Genomic DNA, 22,254 nt, shown 5'->3' on the forward strand with positions numbered 1-22,254 from the left:
AGAAATCAGCGGCCGCGCTGTTCCCGGTACCGCTTGATCAGCGTGTTGGTCGACGAGTCGGCGTCGTCGGCCGGCGCCTCACGGGACGTCAGCTTCGGCGCGAGCTGGTTGGCCATCACCTTGCCGAGCTCCACACCCCACTGGTCGAAGGAGTTGATCTCCCAGATCACGCCCTGGGTGAAGGTGATGTGCTCGTAGAGCGCCACCAGCTGCCCGAACGTCTGCGGCGTCAGCGAGTGGGCCAGGATCGTGGTGGTCGGGTGGTTGCCCTGCATCACGCGGTGATGCGCCACCTTCGGGTCGGTGCCCTCGGCCTGTACCTGCTCCAGCGTGCGGCCGAACGCGAGCGCGCCGGTCTGCGCCAGGAAGTTCGACATGAACAGGTCGTGCATCTCGCCGATGTCGTGGTTGGGCACGCTGAAACCGATGAAGTCCGCCGGGATCAGCTTCGTGCCCTGGTGGATCAGCTGGTAGAAGGCGTGCTGGCCGTTGGTGCCGGGCTCGCCCCAGAACACCTCGCCGGTCTGGAAGGTGACCGGCTCACCGGACAGGCGCACCGACTTGCCGTTGCTCTCCATGGTGAGCTGCTGGAGATAGGCGGCGAAACGGTGCAGATACTGGGCGTACGGCAGGACCGCGTGCGACTGGGCGCCGAGGAACGTGTCGTACCAGACGTTGATCAGGCCGAGCAGGGCCGGCACGTTGCGCTCGATCGGCGTTCCGCGGAAGTGCTCGTCGACGGCGTGGTAACCGGCGAGCATCTCGGCGAACCGCTCCTTGCCGATGGCGATCATGACGGACAGGCCGACCGCGGACGGCAGCGAGTAACGGCCACCCACCCAGTCCCAGAAGCCGAACATGTTCGCCGTGTCGATGCCGAAGTCGCCGACCTTGGCGGCGTTGGTGCTGACCGCGACGAAGTGCTTGGCGACCGCGGACGCGTCACCGCCGAGACCCTCCAGCAGCCAGGCGCGGGCCTCCTTGGCGTTGGTCAGCGTCTCCTGGGTGGTGAAGGTCTTCGACACCACGATGAACAGGGTGGTGGCCGGGTCGAGGTCGACGGTCTTCTCGAACAGGTCGGTGGGGTCGATGTTCGAGACGAACCGGCACTCGATGTCGCGCTGGCTGAAGTCCTTCAACGCCTCGTACGCCATGACGGGGCCCAGGTCGGAGCCACCGATGCCGATGTTGACGATCGTCTTGATGTGCTCACCGGTGTGGCCTTTCCACTCCCCCGAGCGGACCTTGTCGGCGAACGCGCCCATCTTGTCGAGGACCTCGTGCACGTCGGCAACCACGTCCTGGCCGTCGACCACCAGCGACGCGTCACGCGGCAGCCGCAGCGCGGTGTGCAGGACGGCACGGTCCTCGGTGATGTTGATGTGCTCGCCGGCGAACATGCCGGTGATCTTCTCGCTGAGCTTCGCCCGCTGCGCCAGCGCGAACAGGGCGGTCAGGACCTCGTCGGTGACGAGGTTCTTGCTGTAGTCGACATACAGCCCGGCGACCTCGGCGGCATAACGCTCGCCCCGCTGCGGGTCACTGCCGAACAGGTCGCGCAGGTGCACCGCGGCGAACTTCTCGGCCAGTCCCTGAAGAGTCTGCCACTCGGCGCTGTCGGAAACGTGTTCGCTCATCTCTCCCACTCCGAACCTGGACGACGCACAAATCGTGGCACGATCCGCCGCCCGGCACCGGAGGAACCGGCCGCTCAGTCGTGTCCTGTCCGCGAGGTTAGTCGCCCGGAGTGACCACTGCTGCCTTGGTGTCCGCCTTCTCACTCCGGTGAACCATGTGCCCGATCTATGCTTCCGCAGTGGATCTCGGCGGCTATCAGAACTTCTTCGAGGGCGACCCCGACCTGGACGTCGCGGCGCTGCTCACCGACGGCCGCCACCTCCTCGACAAGCCCGGCTTCTGGGCCGCCTACCTGCGGGCCCTCATGATCCCGGATGAGGACTACGTGCTCGCCGCGATCTGGAACACCGCCGCGGACGACGACCTCGACGACTTCATCGACCCCGGCCGCTGGGAGGTGCTCCGGGTCGGGCTGGGCGGCGGTGCCGAGATCGCTGTGGTGTTCCGCAACCTCGACGAGGACGACGGGGTGGACTACCTGGTGCTTCCCGGCGGCGGGGCGGAGGCGATCCCGATCGCGGCGATCGACGGGCACCAGACCGGCCCCGGACTCTCCTGGCCCGAACTGGCCGGCGTCGCCGCCCGGCAGGAGGACCCGGTCCGGCGGGCGCAGGCGCTGCTGCTGCTCGCCCCGGCCTTCGGCGACGCGGCGGCGGACAACCCGGAGGCGATCGCCCTGGTCTCCGGGGCGATGCGCGTGCTCGGCGCCACCGGCGATGTCGAGGCCGCCGCGTCGATGCTGGTCTCCGACGAGGTCGACTTCTGGGGACACGTCGAGTGGGACGCGGGCGTTCCGGACTCGGATCTCGCCCCGCGCAACCCCGGGAGCTACTTCGCCCTGGTCGAGGCCGAGAGACTGCAGGTCATCCAGTTGCTGACTCCGTAGATCCGGACGGCCGGTCGAAAATGTCGTACCCGGCCTCTAGGTTCTGCGCATGGTTTCCGCGGCGTACTCGTACCTCGGCTCGTCGGCCCTCGACGACAGCCTCACCCTGCAGACCTCCGGTGGTCCCGCAGCGCACCCCCGCTTCTTCACCGGCTTCCTCACCGACCCGGGCGCCGCCGCCACCGGCCTGCTCGCGGTCGCCGAGGTCGCCCGGACCAGATATTTCCGGCCGCTTCCCCCGGCCAGTCTCGACCCGGTCGTCACGGCCGGCTCCGACCGGCTGCGGTTCGAGTCGTTCTCCGGCTGCTGCGGCGTCTACGCGCGGATGGACGTGCTGCCCGAGGGCCTCGACGGTGACATCGAGGCGCACGGCACCACCAACGTCGACGTCAACGTGCCGCTCCAGCGGGCCCTGACCCGCGTCGGGCGCACCGATCCGATGCACGTCGCGGTCGGCCCCGACGACCTCACCGTCACCACCTTCGACGGCGAGCTCGTGGAGAGGAAGGTGCCGCTGCCGTCACGCTGGTTGCGCGGCTTCGCCGAGGCACAGGTGCTCACCTCCCGCTTCGACGCGCGCGCCGAGATCGGCGTCGCCGAGGCGCGGATCCTGCTCAACCGGCTCCCGGCGGGTGACAAGTCGATCCTCTGGGCGGTTCCCGCAGGGCGTTCGCTGCGCTTCACGTCCCGGCCGGTGCCGGGCGCGGTGTGCCTGCCGGGCGCCGGGCGTCTCACGGCCTTCAAACCCTTCCTGCGGTACGCGACGAGGCTGCGCGTCTACGGTCCGGCCGTGGCCGCCGGCAGTGGTCCGGTGGCCAGCACCTGGGAGCTCAGCATGCCGTCGCTGCGGCTGTCGCTGACCCTGTCGCCCGAGCCGTACCGCGGCTTCTCCGGCGAGGGCGCCGTCCTCGACGCCCTCGCCAGCGACGAGGCCGCCGACGACGCCGACCTGGTGAGCGCCCTGCTCTCGTGGGACCCGACGATCGACGTGGACACGCTGGCCACCGCCGCCGGGCTGCCCGCCGCCCGGGTCCGGGACGCGCTCACCCAGCTCGGCACGGCCGGCCGGGTGGGTTACGACGTGGCCGAGGCGGGCTATTTCCACCGCACGCTCCCGTACTCCGCCGACGTGGTCGAGCGGATGAACCCACGGCTGGCCGGCGCGCGGGCCCTGGCCACCTCCGGCGCGGTCACCGCCGGGCCGGAGGTGTCTGTGGTGCGCAGCGGCGACGAGATCTACCACGTCCGCGAGGCGACCTCGTGCACCTGCCCCTGGTGGGCGAAACACCGCGGCGAGCGCGGGCCGTGCAAGCACGCCCTCGCGGTGCGCATGGTCCTCGCCGGCGCGGTCACCGAGGACGCCGCCGAGGAGGTGCCGGCATGACCCTCGACTGGGAGACCGTCGACCGGCGCGCCCGGTCCGGCGATCAGCCCGGCGTGGCCCGGCTGTTCCTCGAGGCCACCGAGGCGGAACGCCTCGCGTTCACCAAGCAGTTCGAGGCCGGTCTCAGGGCCGTCGACCCGGACGTCTACTGGCGGGCCCGGGTCGACCCCGCGCCCGGCTACGCGATCGCCGTCATCGGTGCCGCACCGAGCGCCGCCCGTGCCGCGACCCTGCTGCTCAAGCGGGGGATCCGTGACTCGTGGCAGCAGATCCAGTTCGACCGGGTGCTGCAGGTCGCCGAGGCCCGCGAGCTCGACTGGCTGGGCGACCTGGGTCTGCGGCTGGCCGCCCGGCTGCCCACCCGCGACGTGTGGGACGGCGGCGACTGGGCGTTCACCGCCCGGTTCCTGCGGGCCGGCGGGACCCCGCCACCGGTCACCGAGGGGGTGGTGCGGGGCTGGCTGGCCCGGCTGATCCGGCCCCGGCGCGAGCGGGTGCCTCCGCTGAGCATCCGGATGCGCGAGGACCCCGACCTCGACGTGCTCCTGCCGGGCGTCTTCGAGATCGACGGCATGGGCTCGGACATCTTCAACGCCACCTGGGGTGAGGACTCGGCGCTGCCCAAGTCGGCGATCCGGTTCCATCAGGCGGTCGCCGCACTCGTCGCCGAGGGCCGGCTGGAACGCAAGGCGATCCTGACCGCGACCATCGACCGGCTGGCGCGCGGCGACAAGCCCAACGCGCTGCGCCCGTTCGTCCTGCTGCACGACGAGCTCGACCCGGCGGTCGACGAGATCGCCGCCCACGCTCTCGACTACGCCCGGCTGCTCGCCGAAGGGCCGGGCGCGGTCGCCACGGTGGCGCAGCGCTGCCTGCGTGTTCTCGACGACACCGGCCGCCTCGACGCGGACACCCTGCTCGAGACCAGCTTCCCGGTCCTGCTCCGCAAGGAGAAGACCCTGGTCAAGGCACAGATCACCTGGCTGGAAAAGGTGGCCCGGCGCGAACCCGAGCGGGCCGACGAGGTGTTCGGCACGGTCTCCGCCGCGTTCGGTCATCCCGCTCTCGACATCCAGGAACGCGCGTTCACCCTGGTCGCCAAGCATCTGCCCGGCCTCGCGCCGGACACCGTGGCCCGGCTCGCCGAGGCGTCCGTGGTGCTGGCGGGCGACCTGCCGGCCCGCGCCGCCGCCCTGTTCGGCACCACCGTGCTCACCGAGACCGTGCCCGAGCTGCCGCCGCACACCGGCCCGGCCCCGATGCCGCCGCCGATCACGACCGCCGCCGAGCTCGCCGAGGAGATCGCGGTTCTCGTCCACGAGGAGTCCGGCGTCCGCTGGGAGCGGGTGCTGGCCGCGTTCGTCGCTCTGCACGCCGACGGCGGCCGGGGGTCGCTGACCGCGGCGCTGTCCCCACTGCTCGACCGCTATCCGGGCGATCTCGGCGAGCATCCGTGGAACGAGGGCGAGGCCCTGGCCTGCCTGGGCGCCGCGATCACGATGGCGATCGATCCAGCTCGCCAGGACGGCGTCCACCGGCGCCTTCACGAGACGGTCCGGATCGCCCGGCAGGAGGGCCGCCGCGGCGAGAACGGGTCGAGACTGTCCCCGTTGCCCGACGGGGTGCTGGCTCTGCGCGTGGCCGAGATCGCGGTACACCTCAACGGCTCGATGATGCCGATGCTGGTGGCCACGCCCACCCACGTGAGCGGCAGCCTCGACGCGGCCGTCCTGCTGGACCGGCTGTCCCGCGCCGAGGCCGAGGGCTGGCAGCCGTGGCCGTTCGACCTGGAGCAGGCCCTGCTGCGCCTGCCCCGCGGCCCCGTCAGCGCCGACGTGACGACGGGCGTGGCCGCGCTGGCGTCCCCGGCGGGCCGGCAGTTCGCACAGTGGCTGGCCTCCGGCGGGCTGCCCGACCCGATCAGCGAGCGGGTCGTCCAGCAGGGGAAGCTGGGCTACCTCGGCGCCTACGACTGGGACCGGCCGGTGGCCCGCCGGATGCTGGCCAGGCTGCGACCAGCCCGCGACGGCGGACTCCGGCTGGAGAGGCAGTTGCTCACTCTCGCACCGCCGGACGAGTTGAAGTACATGCCCGACGACCTCGAGGGCGCCGAGGAGGTCGTGGCGATGGTGCTTCCCCACCACCGCGAGGTCGCCGCGGCCTGGGCTCTCCCCGAGATGGCCGCCCTCGCCGACCAGGACCAGCAGGGCTCCGCCCGCTTGCTCCCGCTGCTCGCCGAGGGCACCGGCCCGATCGGTCCGGCGCTGTCGGCCGCGATGGCCTACGCGTTCTGCGCCAAACAGGAGTCCGACCGTGTCGCCGCCGTCGACGCGTTCCTGACGCTGACGGCCGGCACCGAGCCGTTCGCCGGACGGGTCGGCGAAGCCTTGGGCGACCTTTGCTCCGACAGCACGGCGAAACTCGGCCGGGCGCTGCCCGCCCTGACCGACGCCCACCGCTCCGGAGCCTCCGCCGCCGTCTGGGAACTCCTCGCCGCGGCCCTGCCACCGCTGCTGCCCACCAAGGTCCGGGGCGTGCCCGACCTGCTCGAACTCGCCACCCAGGTCGCCGTCACCCTCGGCGCCCGCACCGAGATCCCCGGCCTGGCCGACATCGCTGCCCGTCCAGGCGCCTCCCGCCTGGTCCAGGAGGCGAAACGTCTCCAGTCCACCCTGGCACCCTGATGACCGCGTTCGTGGACGCCGCTCCCCCGGCGTCCACTCCGGGCGCCGCGACGGACGGCTGTTTTCGGGGCTGTCCGGCACCCACGTCCGACGGAGGCCAGGACCTGCCCGACAGCCGCGACCTGCCCGACAGCCGCGACCTGCCCGACAGCCGCGACCTGCCCGACAGCCGCGACCTGCCCGACAGCCGCGACCTGCCCGACAGCCGCGACCTGCCGGACGGCCGGTCGTAAATGTCGTACCCGGTCTCTAGATTCAGCGGCATGGTTTCCGCGGGCCACCCGAACCCCGACCCGACCGACCACGTCCGCCCGGCCCTCTCCCAGGAGATCGCCGGCACCGGAAACCGTGGGCGGCATGGCACGGAAACCGAGCACGTCCACCCGGCGATCTCCCGGGAGATCGCCGGGCCGCATGCCGTGGGCGGCACGGCATGAGGCTCGACTGGGAGATGCTGGACGTGCGGGCACGGTCCGGCAACCACACCGGGGTGGCACGACTGCTGCTGCAGGCCGGCGAAGAGGAGCGGCTGGCCTTCGGCAAGGCGGTGGAGGCCGGCATCAAGGGCGCCGGCCCGGACGTGTGGTGGCGTTCCCACACCAACCCCGCTCCGGGGTACGCGCTGGCCGTCATCGGCACGGCACGCAGCGCCGCCAAGGCCGCGAGCCTCTTGCGCCACCGCAGCCTGCGGGCCCAGTGGCGCGAGATCCCGATGGACCGGTTTCTGGCGCTCGCTCAGGCCCGCCGGCTGGACTGGCTCGGTGACCTGGGCACCCGGCTGTCCCGCCCGACGCCCACGGGCAGCGACTGGGACAACGGGGAGTGGGCGTTCACCGCGGCGATCATGCGGGCCGGCGGGGTCGAGCCGCCGGTCACCGAGGGCGTCACGCGCTTCTGGCTGCTGCGCCTCCTCCAGCCGTACGGCGGTCACGGCCGTGAACGACCGCCGCTGAACGTCCGGTTGCGCGACGACCCGTACCTGGACCTGCTCCTGCCCGCGGTCTTCGACATCGACACCCTGGGCACCGCCGTCACCCATTCGTCGTGGGGCGAGCCGGAGGGGCGGCTGACGGCTGCCCACCACTTCCCCGCCGCGGTCGCCTCGCTGGTCGCCGAAGGCCGCCTGCAGCGCAAGGTCGTGCTGGCGGCCACGATCGACCGGCTGGTACGCGGTGACACACCCAACGCCCTGCGCCCGTTCCTGCAGCTGCACGACGAGCTCGACCCGACGGCCGACGAGATCGCCGCGCACGCTCTCGGCTACGCGCGGATGCTCGCCGAGGGCCCGGGCCCGGTGGCGGCGTTGTCGCAGCGGGTCCTGCGCGTTCTGGACGACACCGGCCGCCTCGACGTGGAGACACTGCTCGACACCAGCTCCGCGGTTCTGCTCCGCAAGGAGAAGACCATGGTCAAGGTGCAGATCTCCTGGCTGGAGAGGGTGGCCGGCCGGGAGCCGGGCCGGGCCGGTGAGGTGTTCGAGACGATCGCCGTCGCGTTCGGCCACCCGGCTCTCGACGTCCAGGAACGCGCGCTGGTCCTGATCGGCAGGCAACTGCCGCATCTCGGCCCGGACGTGGTCGCCCGGCTCGCCGACGCCTCCCGGGTCCTGGCCGGCGACCTCCCGGCCCGTGCCGCGGAGCTGTTCGGCGGGATCGTGCCGGTGACCGGGCCCGCCGGCGTGCCCTCGCTGCCGCCGCCGGTGGAGTCCGCTCCCATGCCGCCGCCCGTCGCGAACGCGCCCGAACTGGCCGAGGAGGTCGTCGCGCTGCTGCACGACCAGTCCGGTGTCCGCTGGGAGCGGGTTCTCGCCGGGCTGGTCGCTCTGCACGCCGCCGGGGAACGTGACGCGCTGGCCACCGCCCTCACCCCGGTGCTCGATCGGTACCCGGCCAGGTTCACCGACGTCAGGTGGAACTCCGGTTCCCCGCTGGTCTGCCTCGGCAACGCGATGCGGATCGCGAGCGGCGCCGTCCCTCAGGACGAGATCCAGCAACATCTCCACAACGCGGTGGAGGTGGCCCGGCACGAGGGCCGCCGCGGCGGTCTCGGCTCGAAGCTGTCGCCCCGGCCCGACGGGGTGCTGGCACTGCGCGCGGCCGAGCTCGCCGTGCGGCTCGGCGATCCGGTGACGCCGAGGCTGGTCGCCACCCCGACACGGGTGAACGGCAGCCTCGACCCGGCGACGCTGCTGGAGCGGCTGTCCAGGGCCGAGGCCGAGCAATGGCAGCCGTGGCCGTTCGACCTGGAGCAGGCCCTGCTCCGGCTGCCTCGCGGTGCCACCCCCGTCGAGGTGACCGCCGGCGCCGGGGCGCTCGTCTCGCCGGCCGGGCGGCGGTTCGCGCAGTGGCTGGCGTCCGGCGGGCTGCCCGATCCCGTCAGCGAGCGGTTCGTCCAGTACGCCGACCAGAACCCGCCCGGCGGTTACACCTGGGACGCCCCGGTGTCCCGCAGGCTGGTGGCGACACTTCGCCCGTCCCGCCACGACGGTCTGCTCCTGACACGGCAATTACTCACCCACGAGCCGGTCAAGCGTCCGAAGTACATGCCGCGCCAGTTCAAGGACATTCCGGAGGTGCTGGCCATGGTCCTGCCGCACCACCGCGAAGTGGCGGCTGCCTGGGCCGTGGGCGAGATCGCGTCCACGGCGGACCAGGGCCAGAGAGGCTCTGCCAGGCTGCTGCCGCTGCTCGCCGACGGCACCGGCCCGGTCGGTCCGGCGCTGGCCGCCGCCCTCGCCTACGGGTTCTGCGCCAAACACGAGTCCGACCGTGCCGCCGCCGTCGACGCGTTCCTGACGCTGGCGGCCGGCACCGAGTCCTTCGCCGGGGCGGTCGGCGCGGTCCTCGGCGACCTGTGCTCCGACAGTGTGGTCAAACTCGGCCGGGCCCTGACCGCCCTGACCGACGCCCACCGCTCCGGAGCCTCCGCCGCCGTCTGGGAACTCCTCGCCGCGGCCCTGCCACCGCTGCTGCCCACCAAGGTCCGGGGTGTGCCCGACCTGCTCGAACTCGCCACCCAGGTCGCCGTCACCCTCGGCGCCCGCACCGAGATCCCCGGCCTGGCCGACATCGCTGCCCGGCCGGGCAGCTCCCGGCTGACCAAGGAGGCGAGACGTCTTCGAACCACCCTGGTCTCCTGAACACGGCGCCCTCGATGTGAGCGGCCATCAGGCCGGCGTCAGGCCATCCCCGCGCCGGGGTCCCCACTCAGCCTTCCCGGACCGCGGCTTCCCCGACCACGGCTTCCCCGACCACGGCTTCCCGGACCGCGACTTCCCCGACCACGACTTCCTGGACCGCGACTTCCCTGACCGCGGCGAGCCGCCTGACCGCGTAGTCGTCCTTCCAGCACACGGCGGCCTCCCAAGCGGCCGACGCCTGCGCGGCGATGTCGTGGGCGTCGTCGTCGAGCCCGGCCGCGTTGCCGGGCAGAACCAGGTCGAGATCGGGTACGTCGACGTGCGCCTCGTCCCAGTCGATCAGGGCCACCCGGCCGGCGGTCATGCGGACGTTGCCGGGGTTGTTCGGATTGCCGTGGACGACGCACGTCCGGCGTCCGGCGAGCCGCGCCCACGCCGCCCGGCACCGGGCGACGCCCTCAGCGGGCATCGCATCGAGGTCGATCCTCGTCCCGGTCGCGGAGTGCAGAAGGTCGGTCGACGACCGCCAGCCCGGACGCTGCGGCCATCCCCGCGTCAGGCGATGCAGTTCGCGGAGCGTCTCCGCCACGCGGCGCCAGTCGGCGTGCGTCTCGGGCGGTCCGCCCTCCTGGTACGTCATCACCACCAGGCCGTCGACGAACAGCCGGCCGTCCCGGGTCGGTATCGGCACCGGCACGGCGAGACCCGCCCGATCGAGGTGTTGCAGGAGCCCGGTCTCCCAGGCGAGATCGGCGTCGCCGCGGCTACCGAGACGACCCACCGCGAGGCTCCCGTCGAGGCGTACGCTCCACACGTCGTTCGCGACCCCGCCGGTGAGCGGTTCGATGCGGGTCACGTCGCCGCCCCACCGCTCGAGTGCCTCCCACCCCACCGGCGCCATGCTACGGGCCGAGCCAGCGGCACCGGGGCCCCGGCACGCGGTGGGCCGGGGTACCGGAGCCCCGGCACGCGGTGGGCCGGCCATCGGCGGAGATGGGTGATGATGTCGGCGTGGGTCAGCCCGGGATAGTGAATCGTTTCGAGGACAGCCGATACCGCTACGTCCATCCCCCTGACCGGCCGGGGATCTTCGGTGCGGGCAATGCCGCCGAGTGTGACTACCTCACCGTCGACGGGGCGGTGCGGATCCCCTGGGGCGGGTCGCCCCGGCCCGGGGATGTGGAGAGGATCCGCAGCCTGCACCTGTGCCCGACGCCCGCACAGCTGCGGAAGCCGAGGTTGCCGGCGTACCTGCCGTCGCTCGTCAATCTCGAGTCCTTGTCGGTGCCGGCACCGCTGGTGCCCCACCTGGCGTCCGGTGGCGTCGGCGGGAGGTTGAGAACGCTCACCGTCCACGTCGACCACCGCGATCCGATTCCGGAGGAGCCACTCGACGCGGCCGCCGCCCTTCCCGGGCTCACCGCCCTGATGTGGGTCAGCGGCATCACCACGCCGCGCCTGCCGCGGATCGTCGATCCGCTGCCGCCACTGGAGTTCCTTCTCACCAACGTCACCGGCGACCCGGCGGTGCTGCGGCAGGTGGAGTCACTGCCGACGCTGCGCCATCTCGAGCTGATCGACTCCAGGAACGCCGACGTCTTCGACCACATCCGGGCACCGCTGCGGACGTTGGAGCTGAGCGGGACCGGACGTGCGTTCCCGATCCACCGGCTGTCCACGGTGCCGACGCTGGAGGCGTTGCGTCTCAACACCGTACGGACCGAAATCGACTGCGCCGTGTTCGCCACGCTGCCCGAACTGGTCGACCTCCGTGTTCTGAACTGCCCGAGGGTCGTGAACGTCGAGGCGCTCCTGGATCATCCCAGGCTGGCGAGCGTCAGCTTCCTCTCCTCTCGCAACCCCTTCGGGAAGGAGGGCAAGGCCCTGTTCAAGAGCAGAGGCTTCGCCCGCCTGGACATCGACTACTCGTGAACGGACAGGACGGCTGCGTGGTGGAGGAAGCCATCGACCGGCTCGCCGCGGCGGGTGACCTCGACGGCATCGTGGGACTGCTGGCGGGCGCCGCCGAGGCGGACCGATTCGCGGCCGGCGCCGCGATCGAGGCCGCGGTCATGTCCGCGGAGCCGGTCCCGTGGCAGTCGGCGGCGAACCCCGCCCCCGGTCAGGCGCTGGCCGTCATCGCGTGTGTACGCGGTGCGGCCAAGGCCGCCACGCTGCTGGCGAGGCTGTCGGCGAGGACGTCGAACCGCTCCTACCTGGACCGTATCGGCGAGGTGGGCCGGAGCCGGGGACCGTCCTGGCTGGCCGACGTCGGCACCCGCCTCGCGCTGCGGCTGCCCGAGCGGAACGGCCGCCCGGAGGACTGGAACCTCGCCGCCGTGCTGCTGCGCGCGGCCGGCGCCGACCCGCCGGTCACCGAGGCGTTCGCCCGCGGCTGGATCCGGCAGCTGCTGCGCCCCGTGCCGGCGGGGCAAGAGCCGAGATCCCTGGCCGTACGGCTCGGCGAGGATCCGTTCCTGGACCGGCTCCTTCCCGCGTTCTTCGAGATCGACGGCCTCGGCACGGAGGCGGCGGTCGCGTTCCGGGACCCGGGGGTCGAACACGAGGATCGCGAGCCCTGGCTCCCAGCGGTCGTTCCGGTGCTGCTGGAGCAGGGACGGCTCGACCGGGACCTGATCCTCGGTGCGACGGTCGACCGGCTGGGCCACGGCGGCCGGCCGGCCGGTCTGCGTGCTTTCGTCCTGCTGCACGACGCGCTGCGGCCCACGCTCGACGAGTCGACCGCCCGCGTCTCCGACTACACCCTGATGCTGCCGGACGGACCGTCGACGGTCGCCGCGCTGGCCCAGCGAACGTTGCGGGCAATGGACGACGCCGGTCGGCTGGACCTGGAAGTACTGCTGGAGGTGAGCGGGCCCGTTCTCGTACGACCGGAGAAGTCCCTGGTCAAGGCCCAGCTGATATGGCTGTCGCGGGTTGCGGCCCGGCACCCGGACCGGATCGACGAGATGGTGGAGACGGTCGCCGTCGCCCTGGGCCACCCCGATTCCGAGATCCGGCAGCGCGCACTCGACCTGGTCACCCGTCACCGCCCGGACGCCGTCCCCGGCGCCGCCGGACCGGACACCACCGGTCCGGGTGTCGCGGCCGTGTACGTGGCCGCCGAGATGCCGCCGCCCATCGCCGGCGTGGCGGAACTGGCCGGTGAGGTGGCGTCGCTGCTGGTCACCGAGACGGCCGCGGGCTGGGAGCGGGTGCTCGCCGGCCTGGTCACCCTGCACGCGGCGGGTCACCGGCGGGAGATGGCCGCCATGCTGACGCCGTTCCTGGAGCGGTACCCGTACGAGTTCGAGCACCTGATCTGGGTGGCGCAGAAGCGCACGGTGTTCCTCGGCGTGGCGATCCGGCGGCTGTCCGACCCGGACGATCCGGGGCCGGCATGGGAGCGGATGGTCGAGGCGCTCCGGGTCGCCGGGGAGACCGGACAGCGCGGCGGCCCCGACTCGGCGCTGGCGAAGACGCCGGACGGTGTCCTCGCGGCGCGGATCGCCGAGGTGGCGATGCGGTTGACCGACCAGCCGGTGCCGCTGCTGACGGCCACGCCGACGCACGTCAACGGCAGTCTGGACGCCACGGTTCTGCTGGCACGGCTGGAAAGGGCCGAGGCCGAGGGCTGGCAACCGTGGCGGTTCGATCTGGAGCAGGCGCTGCTGCGGCTGCCGCGCCGGGTGGAACCCGCGGTGGTGGCGGCCGTGCAACGGCTGACGTCACCGGCCGGGCGGCTGTTCGCCGGGTGGCTGAGGGACGGCGGCCTTCCGGATCCGGTCAGCGTCCGCGTCGAGCAGCGCCCGGGCGGCTTCCACCCGACCAGGGTGGACCCGGCCACCACGCCCGTCGAGCGGGTGGTGGCCGATCTGAAGCCGGCCCGCGCCGGAGAAACGGCCCCCGCCGGAGAGCCGGCCCGCGCCGGGAAGACGGCCGGCACCGCAGAGCCGTCCCGCACCGCCGGGCTGTCGCTGGAGGCGCAGCTGGTCACGGTCGTCAGGGATCCGCTGCCGTTCCGGGTCGGCTGGGAACCGGGCGGTGACGACGTCGGCCTCGCGATGGTGCTGCCCCACCACCGGGACGTGATCGCCGCCTGGATCCTGCCCGACATCGCCGGTGTGGGTGGCGGCCCGCGCATGTCGCTGCTCGCCGACTGCACCGGTCCGGCGGGGGCGGCGACCGCCCTGGCGCTGGTGTACGGCCTGACCGCCCGGCACGAACCGGACCGGGCGGCGGCCGTGGATCTCTTCCTGGCTCTGGCTGCCGACGGCACGGAGCTGACGGACGTCGGCACCGAACTGGGACGGCTCGGCGGCCCGGACGGTCTGGTCATGGTGAGCCGATCGGTTCCGGCACTGGCCGACGCGCACCGGGCGGGTGCTTCCCGGCAGGTGTGGGAGGTGCTCGCCGCGGCGCTGCCGCATCTGCTGCCGGTGGCGCCGCGCGGCCTTCCGGACCTGCTGGCACTCGCGGCCGACGTGGCGCCCGCGGCCGGGGCGCGGGGTGAGGTCGCCGGCCTGGCCGAGGTCGCGGCACGACGGGGATCGTCGCGGCTGATCGCCGAGGCGCGCCGGCTGAAATCACTGCTGATGTGACCGTACGGAACAGATCGGTCACCGGCCGTACCGACTTCGTGCCAGGAGAATTCGTCGCGCGGTCCACGGCCGTTCGGGATTCCTAATCTTCTCCTCACCGAAAAGAAAAGGAGAACGTAGGTGCCGGAGAAGAAGCGCCGTTGGTACATTCCCGTGGTGGCCGCCCCGGTGGTCGCCGCACTCGTCAGTGGATGCACGTTCACCGGGACCGTGACCGCCGGCGGAGCTTCCCCGGTTTCCGAAAGCGAGCCGCTGACCAGCTCGTCAACGCCGCCCGAGGCCTCCACGAAGAAGTCCGGGGCGTCCCAGGAGCCGACTCCGGAGAAGCAGGCGGAAAAGAAGCCGGAAAAGGTCGAGCCGAAGCCGGAGAAGTCCACCGGCCCGGAGATCGTCTACTTCCGCGTCAAGCAGAAGCCGACATGTGAGTCCGGCACCGACGCGGTGCGATACCCCGGCCAGCCGGTCATTCTCGAATGGAAGGCGACGGGAGCCGAGAAGACGACCCTGTCGGTCGACGGTCCCGGGATCTACGCGGAGTACGGTGCCAAGGACTCCGCAACGCTGGACTTCCCGTGCGCCGGCACGCCGAACAGCTACGTGTCACACCGTTACCTGCTCACGGTGACGAGCGGCCACACCACCAGGACCAAGCTGATCCACGTCAAGGCGCGGGTCAACGAGATCGCCGCACTCTGACAGCAGGCGCGTCCCGTACAGCGAAAGAAAGACGCCGCCCGGCGGGGGACCGGGCGGCGTCTCTCTTTCAAGGGGGTCTGATCAGCCGATCTTGACCTTGAAGATCGGGTCGGCGGCGAGCTTCTTGAACGCGGCGAGGCTCGCCCTGGTGCTGTCGATGCTGATGTCGCGGTCGCCCTGGTCGTCCTTCTTGGTGTCGAAGTGCACGATCGCCTTGATGGCGGGGCGCTTCTTCAGCTCGCTGACGACGCCGTTGTAGACGAACGACTTGTCGGTGGTCCTGCCCACGCGGTGGTAGGCGCCCCACTCGGCGACCATGATCGGCTTGGTCTTGTGCAAGGTCGCGGCCCAGTCGTAGAAGCCGAGGCCACCCTTCTTGGGCTTACGGTCGAGCAGGTCGGCGAAGGTGCCGTAGTGGTAGTAGCCCTTCTCGACCGAGACGTAGGAGTCCAGGCCGATCCAGTCCACGTACTTGTCGCCGGGGTAGAGGTCGGCCCACCACGACTGCGACATCCACTTCTCGTTGCCCATGTACGCCATGACGTTGACCACGTTGGTCACGCCCTGCTTGCGCAGGCGCTCGATGGTGTGGCGGTACATCGCGGCGAAGTCCTTGGCCTCCCAGCCGGAGCCCTTCTTGGCGATGACGTCGTTCTCCGGCTCGTGGTTGAGGACCAGGAAGAACTTCTTGCCGTACGCCTTCGCGCGCTTGGCGAAGGCGTCGATGCGCTTGTCCTGCTCACCCTTGGCGACCTTGGCCCACGACGAACCGTAGGCGATCTTCCAGTTCTGCAGCAGGACGCGCGGGTTGGCCGGATCGTTCGTCATCGCGATCTCAGCCTTGGTGGGGAACGCCTCGTCGCCCTTGTGGTACTGGTGGAACAGCGTCGCGGTGCGGCCGCTGGCCTTCTCCCAGGTCTTGAGGGCCTGGTCACGCGGCGTGCTGGTGAATCCACCGGCCGCGCCGCCCCAGAGGACGCCGCAGGACGGGACGAGCTTGTTGTCGGTGACGCACGCCTTGGCAGCCGGGGCCGCGTGCGCGGCGGTCGGCGCCAGAACGGCGGTGGTCCCCGCGAAGACGGCGGTCAGAGCTGTCAGGAACTTCGGCAGCTTGGCCAGTCGCATTCAGTAACTCCCCCAGTGTGTCCGGCTCGTTGTCGGCCGGGCATGTGAAAGAGATTCCAGGGCGGGAGGTGCGGGCCGAGTGCCCGTGCCGGTGCCACCCGGTTGCGGTGATTCGAACTCCGAACGGGCGATCCGCTTGCACCACCGGTCGAGTCCCGGTAGCCAGAGGGAATGAACTTGATCATCGACGGCCACAACGACCTGCCGATGCGCCTGCGCGAGTGGCACGGGTCGGACGTGTCAGGGCTGGAGAGCGGGCGACCATCGCTGCACACGGACCTCCCGCGGCTGCGCGCCGGCGGGGTGGGCGGCCAGTTCTGGTCGGTGTACGTGCCGTCGGATCTGCCCGAGGCGGCCGCGGTGACGAGCACGCTGGAACAGATCGACCTGGTGCACCGGATGGTCGCCGCCTACCCGGACGACCTGGCGATCGCGTACACCTCGGCGGACGTGGAACGGGCGGTGGCCGGCGGCCGGATCGCGTCATTGATCGGCGTGGAGGGCGGGCACTGCCTGGCGAGTTCGCTGGGGGTGCTGCGGTCACTGGCCCGCCTCGGCGTGCGCTACGTGACGCTGACCCACAACCACAACACGCCGTGGGCGGATTCGGCGACGCAGGATCCGGCGCACGGCGGCCTGACAGATCAAGGGCGGGCTGTCGTACGGGAGATGCAGCGCCTGGGAGTGCTGGTGGACCTGTCGCACGTCTCCCCCGCGACGATGCACGCCGCCCTGGACGAGGCCGTCGCCCCGGTGATCTTCAGCCACTCGGGCGCCCGGGCGGTGACCGACCACCCCCGTAACGTGCCCGACGACGTGCTCTCCCGGCTGGCCGGGAACGGTGGCGTCATCCAGCTGACGTTCGTGTCGTTCTTCGTGTCGCCGGAGTTCCGCGACTGGATCCACGCGGCCGACGCCGAGTGGGCCCGGCTCGGGCTGCCCCCGTACGGCGAGGACTGGCCGCGCGGCCCGTTGCCCGGCGAGAACCCGGCGGACGTGCCGGTCGTCCCGTTGCACGATTTCGCCGCGGAGCCGGCCTTCGCTCCGTGGCTGGCCGCCCACCCGAAGCCGTCCGCCACGCTGGCCCAGGTCGCCGATCACGTCGAGCACGCCCGCGAGGTGGCAGGCATCGACCACGTGGGAATCGGCGGGGACTTCGACGGCACCGCCGAGGTGCCGGAAGGCTTGACCGACGTGTCGTGCTATCCGCGCCTGTTCGAGGAACTGCGTACGCGCGGCTGGTCGGAACGGGACCTGGAGCGGCTCGCCAACCGCAACATCCTGCGAGCGCTGCGTGACGCGGAGGAGCAGGCCGAGGAGCCGCTCTGGCCGCGCTGAGCCGCGCTCCGCCGCCGCGACGGCCGCGCCGCGCCGCAGCGAACATCGATATTTCAAGAAAGTTAACAGAAGATATTGACATGAACATCGAGCGGCATAACTCTGTGAGAGCGCTCTCACATCACTCCCCCAGAGGAGCCCGCCGATGAAGGTCCTATCCACGGCACTCCGTGCCCTGGCGGCCGCCGTCATGGCCGTCCCCATCGCCCTCACGGCCGCCCAGAGTCCCGCGGCGGCCATCGGCCCCGACCTGCTGCCGGTGACCGTCACCAACAACACCGGCCGCGGCGAAGCCGTCCACCTGTACATCCTCGGCCAGGACATCCGCCCCGGCGGACGGCTCGGGTACGTCAACGCGGCGGGCCAGTTCTTCAACTGGCCCGCCGGCGGCAACCCGCCCACCCCGGCGCCGGACGTCTCGATCGCCGGGCCGGGCAACGGCGGCAGCGTCACGGTCCGGTTCCCGCGGTTCATCTCGGCCCGCATCTACTTCTCGCTGGGCAAGAAGATCGACTTCCGGCTCACCCCGGACGGTCTGGTGCAGCCCGCGCCGTGGGCCGGCGGCGACCCCAACCGGGACACGCTGTTCGACTGGTCCGAGTTCACCTACAACGACGCGGGACTGTGGCTCAACAGCTCACAGGTCGACATGTTCGCGATCCCGCACGGGGTCAGCGTCACCGGCGCCGACGGCCGCACCATCCGCACCGGCGACCCGGTCGCCAACGGCCGGCAGAACGTCATCGACCAGATCCGCGGCAACGGCGACTTCAGCCGCTCGATCATGACCCGCTCGGACGGCACCGTGCTGCGGGTGCTCGCGCCCGGCAAGGCGGTGGGCGCGGGGCTCATGAACGCCAATTACCTGGACGCGTACATCAACACGGCGTGGAACGCGTACACCAGCCGCACCCTGACGGTCGTGCCGCGGGTCAACGAGCCGAACCGGCGCTTCTTCGGGCGTACCTCGGGCAACAACATGGTCTTCACCGACTCGAGCGGCGCGCAGGTGGCCGTGGTGGGCAAGCCGACCGGCAACAACGTGTGGGGCTGTGACGGCGTCTTCAACGCGCCGAACGTCCCGCCGTTCATCGAGCCGGAGATCAAGCGGACCCTGTGCACGGCACTCAACCGGGGCACCCTGGGCACCTCGACGCAGGAGCCGGTGCTCGACGCGGGGCAGTTCTACCGCAACAGCGCCCCGAACCACTACTCGCGGATCATCCACAACAACATGGCGGACGGGAAGGCGTACGGCTTCGCGTACGACGACGTCGGCGGTTTCGAGTCGCTCGTGCACAGCGGCGACCCGCGCTCGGCGGCGATCATCCTGTCCCCGTTCACCGGTGGCAACCCGCCCCCGACCGACCCGCCGCCGGCCACCGGCAACGCGATCATCAGTAACTGGCACAACAAGTGCATCGACGTGCCGAACTGGAACTTCAACGACGGCGTGCGCCCGCTCATGTGGGACTGCACCGGCGGCACGAACCAGCGCTGGGAGTTCGTCAACGGCACGCTGCGCACCCAGAACAACAAGTGCATGGACGTGGCCTGGGGCGGCACCGCCGACGGCACGCCCATCCAGATCGCGACGTGCAGCGGCAATCCGGCCCAGCAGTTCGTCCTCAGCGGCGCCGGTGACCTGGTGAACCCGCAGGCCAACAAGTGTGTCGACATCGCCGAGGTGAACCCGAACAACAACGCGCTCCTGCACCTGTGGACGTGCGTCGGCGGCGTCAACCAGAAGTGGCGCCGGGGCTGACGCTCTAGCGATCGTGTGAGGTTCGGGTGAGCACCACACCCGAACCTCACACGACCCGTTGTGCGGCTCATGACCCCTGCTCGCCGCCTCGTCCGGCTGGTCCTGATCCTGCTGCTCCCCCTGGCGGCGATCTTCGTCTGGTCGCTGCCGGACAGCTTCGACGTGCGCTACGAGTTCTCGTACATGATCATGCTGTTCGCCGTCATCCTGGCAACGGCCGCCTACCTGATCGGGGTGGCGTCCGCCGGCGCCGAGCACTACGGCATGACGACGGCGGAGTTCGGCACCGGGCTCGCGCGCCTACTGGGACTGCTCACCGCGCTCACCCTGCTGCTCGGCGCCCTGTGGACCGGCGCCTTCCGGATCGTCGCCGGACTGCGCGGGACCACGGACGGGCTCACCACCGGCGACTGGCTGTCGTTCGGCCTGACCGGTCTGCGCGGCCTCGGTCTGGTCCTGGCCTCCGGCGCCGTCGGATTCGCCGTGACCTCTCTGGGCCGGCGGATCAGTGTCGGGCTGCTCGCGCTGGTCGCCGCCGCGGTCGCACAGGGCGCCGTGGGCGTGGTGACGGGCGTGGCGGACACGACGTGGGCGGAGCTCTACTTCTCCCCGATGTGGGTCGGGGCGTGGATGACCGAGGAGGTCGAGATGATCGACCCGGCGTCCTGTGACTTCGAGCGGGTCCCCGACTGCGCGTTCGACACCCTGACCCTCACGCGGCCCATGGCGGGCTCGGCCATCGCGGCCCTGACCATCATGGTCGTCGGCGTGGCGGTGTGGGCGGCGCACCGCCGCGCCGACGACTGAGCTCGTTCGCCCGTACGATCAAGGCCTGATCCCGATCTTGCCGACCACCGCCCTCGTCGTCTCCGCGGTGGTGGACATCAGCATCCCCGCCCTGCCGTATTCGGTGTCCTCGACCAGGTAGGAGCGCTCGCCGAGGTACTGTCCCGTCGCCCGGTCGAAGATCCACTCCCGGCGCCGGCTCTGTTCGGTCCGCGCGACCGCGACACCGTGCCGTCCGGCCGCGTCGACCGCGTCCGGCACGAGCTCCACACCGGGGATCCTCGCGGCCGCCCGATAGAGCGCCGCCGTCGTCTCCGGTGACAACAGCGACTCGGCCAGCAGGTCACCGATCACCGTGAAGGCCTGACCGTCCGGGCTGTGCCCCCGGTTCCCGGACTCGGCGTAGATCTTCGCGAGCAGTTCGCCGGGGTCGTCCGGCAGTTCCGGCTGCAGGTCCACCGGCCGCGCGGGTCCGGTCTGCCTGCTGTCGCCGTCCTCACGGATCAGGCCGTTCCCGCCGACGAACAGCGGCTTCCAGATCTCCCGGTCGTGCATTTCCTGCAACTCGGCCCTGACCGGTTCGCCGCTACCGTCCTCACCGCCGGTGAAAGCGGTGAACGCCACGCGGCTCCGCACATACAGGTACCTGCCGTCGGCGCGCTCCGTCTCACCACCGGCCCCCGCCTGCGCCATCCGATTCAGGAACACCACCGCCCCGTCATGATCACCCGGCAGGACCTCGATGATCGGCGGCGCGACGCCCCGGTCCCACGGCGCGGCGAAGAGGGTGGCCCCGAGCGTCACGGCGACGACGGCCGCTGCCGGGGCGAAGATCCATCTCCGGCGTACGGGTGAGACCAGCCCCCGATCGATCTCGGCCAGGAGCCGTGCCCTCCGCCGCAGCAGCGCACCCTCCGGCATCCGAGGTTCACCCGGCTTCGGCAGCAGCGCGGCCAGTTCGTCCCGCAGTTCGATGTCGTTCATCGGTGCCCTCCCGCATCGCTCGTCGGCGGCCGTTTCCCGGCGTTCATCGGCAGCCCTCCCGCATCGCTCGTCGGCGGCCGTTCTCGCGCGATCATCGGTAACCCTCCCGCGTCGGGGTCAGTCCCGGCCCGCTCGAGGTGCGGGCCAGCTCGGCCTGGGCCAGCGCCCGCAGCCGCACCCGGGCGCGGGACAGCCGCGACCGGACCGTCCCGATCGGCACGCCGAGCGCCTCGGCGGCCGCCGCGTAGTCGAGTTCCTGCCAGACGCAGAGCAGGAAGACCTCCCGGTCGGCCCGGCGCAACGCCCGGAGCGCCGCAGCCGCGGCGGCCAGCTGGGCGCTGTCGTGCATCCTGCCCACGACCTCGTCGGCGAAGTCCGGCACCTCACCGGCCGCCGCCACCCGCGCCAGTGCCGCCCGGTGCCGCCGAGCGGCCCGGCGGCGGTTACGCAGCACGTTGGTGGCGATGCCGAGCAGCCAGGGCCGCAGCCCGTCCCCGTCCGGGCGCAGGGTCCCACGGATCCGCCACGCCTCGAGAAAGGTCAGGGAGACCACGTCGTCTGCGCCGGCCCGGTCACCGTCCATCCAGACCGCGTGCCGGTACACGGCCTGCGCATGCTCGTCGAACACCTCCGCGAACGCGTCGGTGTCCCCGGCCCGGATCCGAGCCCGCAAGATTGCTGTCACGCCCGATACTGTCCGCCCCGGGCCCCGGGTTCCACCCGATCTCCCCGGCGCCGCACCCTTACAGGATCTGTCACCACATCGCGGCCGCTCGACTTCTGCAGATCTTGTGCCGTTCAGGCTGCTCTCGCGGCGCACCATCGCCGGACGACACCCTCAACAGCGCGCGCCACGTAGAGATCTTGTGTGGTTCGGGCTGCCGGGGCTTGGCCCAACCGCTCAGGATCTTCTCGGGCGTGGCACGGCCGGACGGCGACACGGTGGGGCAACGGCACGCGGATCCGCCGGCGGCCCGACGTCGGGATGTGGAGGTCGGGTCGTCCGGCGGATCGGCCGGCCGGTGGGCGCTGGGCCTTCTGGGCTGCGCGGGTGCGGCCGGTCGCCCGGCGGTGGTGGCCGCTGGGCGTGAAGATGGTACGCATTCGCAAGATCACTCCAACGGACAGGGGTCTTGATAGATACGGAACACCGCGCCCGCCTGGCGTGAAAATGCGGAAACCCCCGGTGCACGAACCGCACACCAGGGGTTTCCGAAGAGAAGCGATC

At 71.5% G+C, this 22,254-nt stretch carries 17 protein-coding genes; 12 read left to right on the forward strand and 5 right to left on the reverse strand.

The window, feature by feature from the left end; genetic code table 11:
- Nucleotides 1–5: 5 nt before the first annotated feature.
- On the reverse strand, nt 6–1,637 hold the full coding sequence (gene pgi, locus CLV67_RS18505) for a glucose-6-phosphate isomerase (RefSeq protein ID WP_106320550.1): 1,632 nt from the start codon (nt 1,635–1,637) through the stop codon (nt 6–8).
- A gap of 179 nt (nt 1,638–1,816) precedes the next feature.
- Between pgi and CLV67_RS18510 the strand changes: the two genes are divergently transcribed.
- Genes CLV67_RS18510 through CLV67_RS18530 form a run of 6 tightly spaced genes read left to right on the forward strand, consistent with a single transcriptional unit; the run spans nt 1,817 to nt 9,731 of the window.
- Nucleotides 1,817–2,524: a hypothetical protein gene (locus tag CLV67_RS18510; protein WP_106319987.1), complete on the forward strand. Its 708-nt coding sequence runs from the start codon at nt 1,817–1,819 to the stop codon at nt 2,522–2,524.
- Nucleotides 2,525–2,573: 49 nt separating this feature from the next.
- Nucleotides 2,574–3,908: a DprA-like winged helix domain-containing protein gene (locus CLV67_RS18515; RefSeq protein WP_106319989.1), complete on the forward strand. Its 1,335-nt coding sequence runs from the start codon at nt 2,574–2,576 to the stop codon at nt 3,906–3,908.
- Entirely contained in the window at nt 3,905–6,592 is a 2,688-nt protein-coding gene (locus CLV67_RS18520; protein WP_106319991.1) for a DUF6493 family protein, read from the forward strand. The genes CLV67_RS18515 and CLV67_RS18520 overlap by 4 nt, the downstream gene beginning before the upstream one ends.
- Nucleotides 6,592–6,825 (forward strand): hypothetical protein, encoded by a 234-nt coding sequence (locus tag CLV67_RS18525; RefSeq protein WP_106319993.1) that lies wholly within the window; start codon nt 6,592–6,594, stop codon nt 6,823–6,825. The genes CLV67_RS18520 and CLV67_RS18525 overlap by 1 nt, the downstream gene beginning before the upstream one ends.
- A gap of 30 nt (nt 6,826–6,855) precedes the next feature.
- Nucleotides 6,856–7,029 (forward strand): hypothetical protein, encoded by a 174-nt coding sequence (locus CLV67_RS51975; RefSeq protein WP_170153921.1) that lies wholly within the window; start codon nt 6,856–6,858, stop codon nt 7,027–7,029.
- Nucleotides 7,026–9,731: a DUF6493 family protein gene (locus CLV67_RS18530; protein ID WP_106319995.1), complete on the forward strand. Its 2,706-nt coding sequence runs from the start codon at nt 7,026–7,028 to the stop codon at nt 9,729–9,731. Before CLV67_RS51975 ends, CLV67_RS18530 begins: the two co-directional genes overlap by 4 nt.
- Before the next feature lie 67 nt (nt 9,732–9,798).
- On the opposite strand, the gene CLV67_RS18535 is transcribed toward CLV67_RS18530, so the two are convergent.
- On the reverse strand, nt 9,799–10,623 hold the full coding sequence (locus CLV67_RS18535) for a phosphotransferase (RefSeq protein WP_106319997.1): 825 nt from the start codon (nt 10,621–10,623) through the stop codon (nt 9,799–9,801).
- 137 nt (nt 10,624–10,760) lie between these two features.
- Here CLV67_RS18535 and CLV67_RS18540 point away from each other — a divergent pair, with 137 nt between their 5' ends.
- From CLV67_RS18540 to CLV67_RS18550, 3 genes are all read left to right on the forward strand, one after another.
- Complete coding sequence (locus CLV67_RS18540) at nt 10,761–11,663, forward strand: hypothetical protein (protein WP_106319999.1); 903 nt, start codon at nt 10,761–10,763, stop codon at nt 11,661–11,663.
- Nucleotides 11,660–14,332 (forward strand): DUF6493 family protein, encoded by a 2,673-nt coding sequence (locus CLV67_RS18545; protein WP_106320001.1) that lies wholly within the window; start codon nt 11,660–11,662, stop codon nt 14,330–14,332. The genes CLV67_RS18540 and CLV67_RS18545 overlap by 4 nt, the downstream gene beginning before the upstream one ends.
- 120 nt (nt 14,333–14,452) lie before the next feature.
- Nucleotides 14,453–15,028, forward strand: coding sequence for a hypothetical protein (locus tag CLV67_RS18550; protein ID WP_146169224.1), 576 nt, complete (start codon nt 14,453–14,455; stop codon nt 15,026–15,028).
- Between the two features lie 81 nt (nt 15,029–15,109).
- On the opposite strand, the gene CLV67_RS18555 is transcribed toward CLV67_RS18550, so the two are convergent.
- Nucleotides 15,110–16,153, reverse strand: a complete 1,044-nt coding sequence (locus tag CLV67_RS18555; protein WP_106320005.1) for a glycoside hydrolase family 26 protein — start codon at nt 16,151–16,153, stop codon at nt 15,110–15,112.
- A 171-nt stretch (nt 16,154–16,324) separates the two neighbouring features.
- Here CLV67_RS18555 and CLV67_RS18560 point away from each other — a divergent pair, with 171 nt between their 5' ends.
- The 3 genes from CLV67_RS18560 to CLV67_RS18570 all read left to right on the forward strand — a co-directional run bounded on the left by CLV67_RS18560 (nt 16,325) and on the right by CLV67_RS18570 (nt 20,063).
- Complete coding sequence (locus tag CLV67_RS18560) at nt 16,325–17,491, forward strand: dipeptidase (protein WP_106320007.1); 1,167 nt, start codon at nt 16,325–16,327, stop codon at nt 17,489–17,491.
- Nucleotides 17,492–17,636: 145 nt separating this feature from the next.
- Nucleotides 17,637–19,256, forward strand: a complete 1,620-nt coding sequence (locus CLV67_RS18565) for a beta-1,3-glucanase family protein (RefSeq protein ID WP_203737170.1) — start codon at nt 17,637–17,639, stop codon at nt 19,254–19,256.
- Between the two features lie 69 nt (nt 19,257–19,325).
- The gene (locus CLV67_RS18570) at nt 19,326–20,063 is read left to right on the forward strand and encodes a hypothetical protein (protein ID WP_146169226.1); all 738 of its coding nucleotides are present in this window, start codon (nt 19,326–19,328) and stop codon (nt 20,061–20,063) included.
- An 18-nt stretch (nt 20,064–20,081) separates the two neighbouring features.
- Here the strand turns inward: CLV67_RS18570 and CLV67_RS18575 are convergent, their stop codons facing one another.
- Entirely contained in the window at nt 20,082–21,026 is a 945-nt protein-coding gene (locus tag CLV67_RS18575) for a CU044_5270 family protein (protein ID WP_170153922.1), read from the reverse strand.
- 91 nt (nt 21,027–21,117) lie between these two features.
- A complete protein-coding gene (locus tag CLV67_RS18580; protein WP_106320011.1) occupies nt 21,118–21,711 on the reverse strand; it encodes an RNA polymerase sigma factor in 594 nt (197 codons plus the stop codon).
- Between the last annotated feature and the right edge of the window lie 543 nt (nt 21,712–22,254).

The sequence above is a fragment of the Actinoplanes italicus genome (assembly GCF_003001815.1).
In the GTDB taxonomy this organism is placed as follows: domain Bacteria; phylum Actinomycetota; class Actinomycetes; order Mycobacteriales; family Micromonosporaceae; genus Actinoplanes; species Actinoplanes italicus.

What these genes read in the sequence shown, in the direction of transcription:
- pgi (WP_106320550.1), bottom strand. Translation starts at nt 1,637, where the DNA reads ATGAGCGAACACGTTTCCGACAGCGCCGAGTGGCAGACTCTTCAGGGA.
- CLV67_RS18515 (WP_106319989.1), top strand. Translation starts at nt 2,574, where the DNA reads ATGGTTTCCGCGGCGTACTCGTACCTCGGCTCGTCGGCCCTCGACGAC.
- CLV67_RS18520 (WP_106319991.1), top strand. Translation starts at nt 3,905, where the DNA reads ATGACCCTCGACTGGGAGACCGTCGACCGGCGCGCCCGGTCCGGCGAT.
- CLV67_RS18525 (WP_106319993.1), top strand. Translation starts at nt 6,592, where the DNA reads ATGACCGCGTTCGTGGACGCCGCTCCCCCGGCGTCCACTCCGGGCGCC.
- CLV67_RS51975 (WP_170153921.1), top strand. Translation starts at nt 6,856, where the DNA reads ATGGTTTCCGCGGGCCACCCGAACCCCGACCCGACCGACCACGTCCGC.
- CLV67_RS18530 (WP_106319995.1), top strand. Translation starts at nt 7,026, where the DNA reads ATGAGGCTCGACTGGGAGATGCTGGACGTGCGGGCACGGTCCGGCAAC.
- CLV67_RS18555 (WP_106320005.1), bottom strand. Translation starts at nt 16,153, where the DNA reads ATGCGACTGGCCAAGCTGCCGAAGTTCCTGACAGCTCTGACCGCCGTC.
- CLV67_RS18560 (WP_106320007.1), top strand. Translation starts at nt 16,325, where the DNA reads ATGAACTTGATCATCGACGGCCACAACGACCTGCCGATGCGCCTGCGC.
- CLV67_RS18565 (WP_203737170.1), top strand. Translation starts at nt 17,637, where the DNA reads ATGAAGGTCCTATCCACGGCACTCCGTGCCCTGGCGGCCGCCGTCATG.
- CLV67_RS18570 (WP_146169226.1), top strand. Translation starts at nt 19,326, where the DNA reads ATGACCCCTGCTCGCCGCCTCGTCCGGCTGGTCCTGATCCTGCTGCTC.
- CLV67_RS18575 (WP_170153922.1), bottom strand. Translation starts at nt 21,026, where the DNA reads ATGAACGACATCGAACTGCGGGACGAACTGGCCGCGCTGCTGCCGAAG.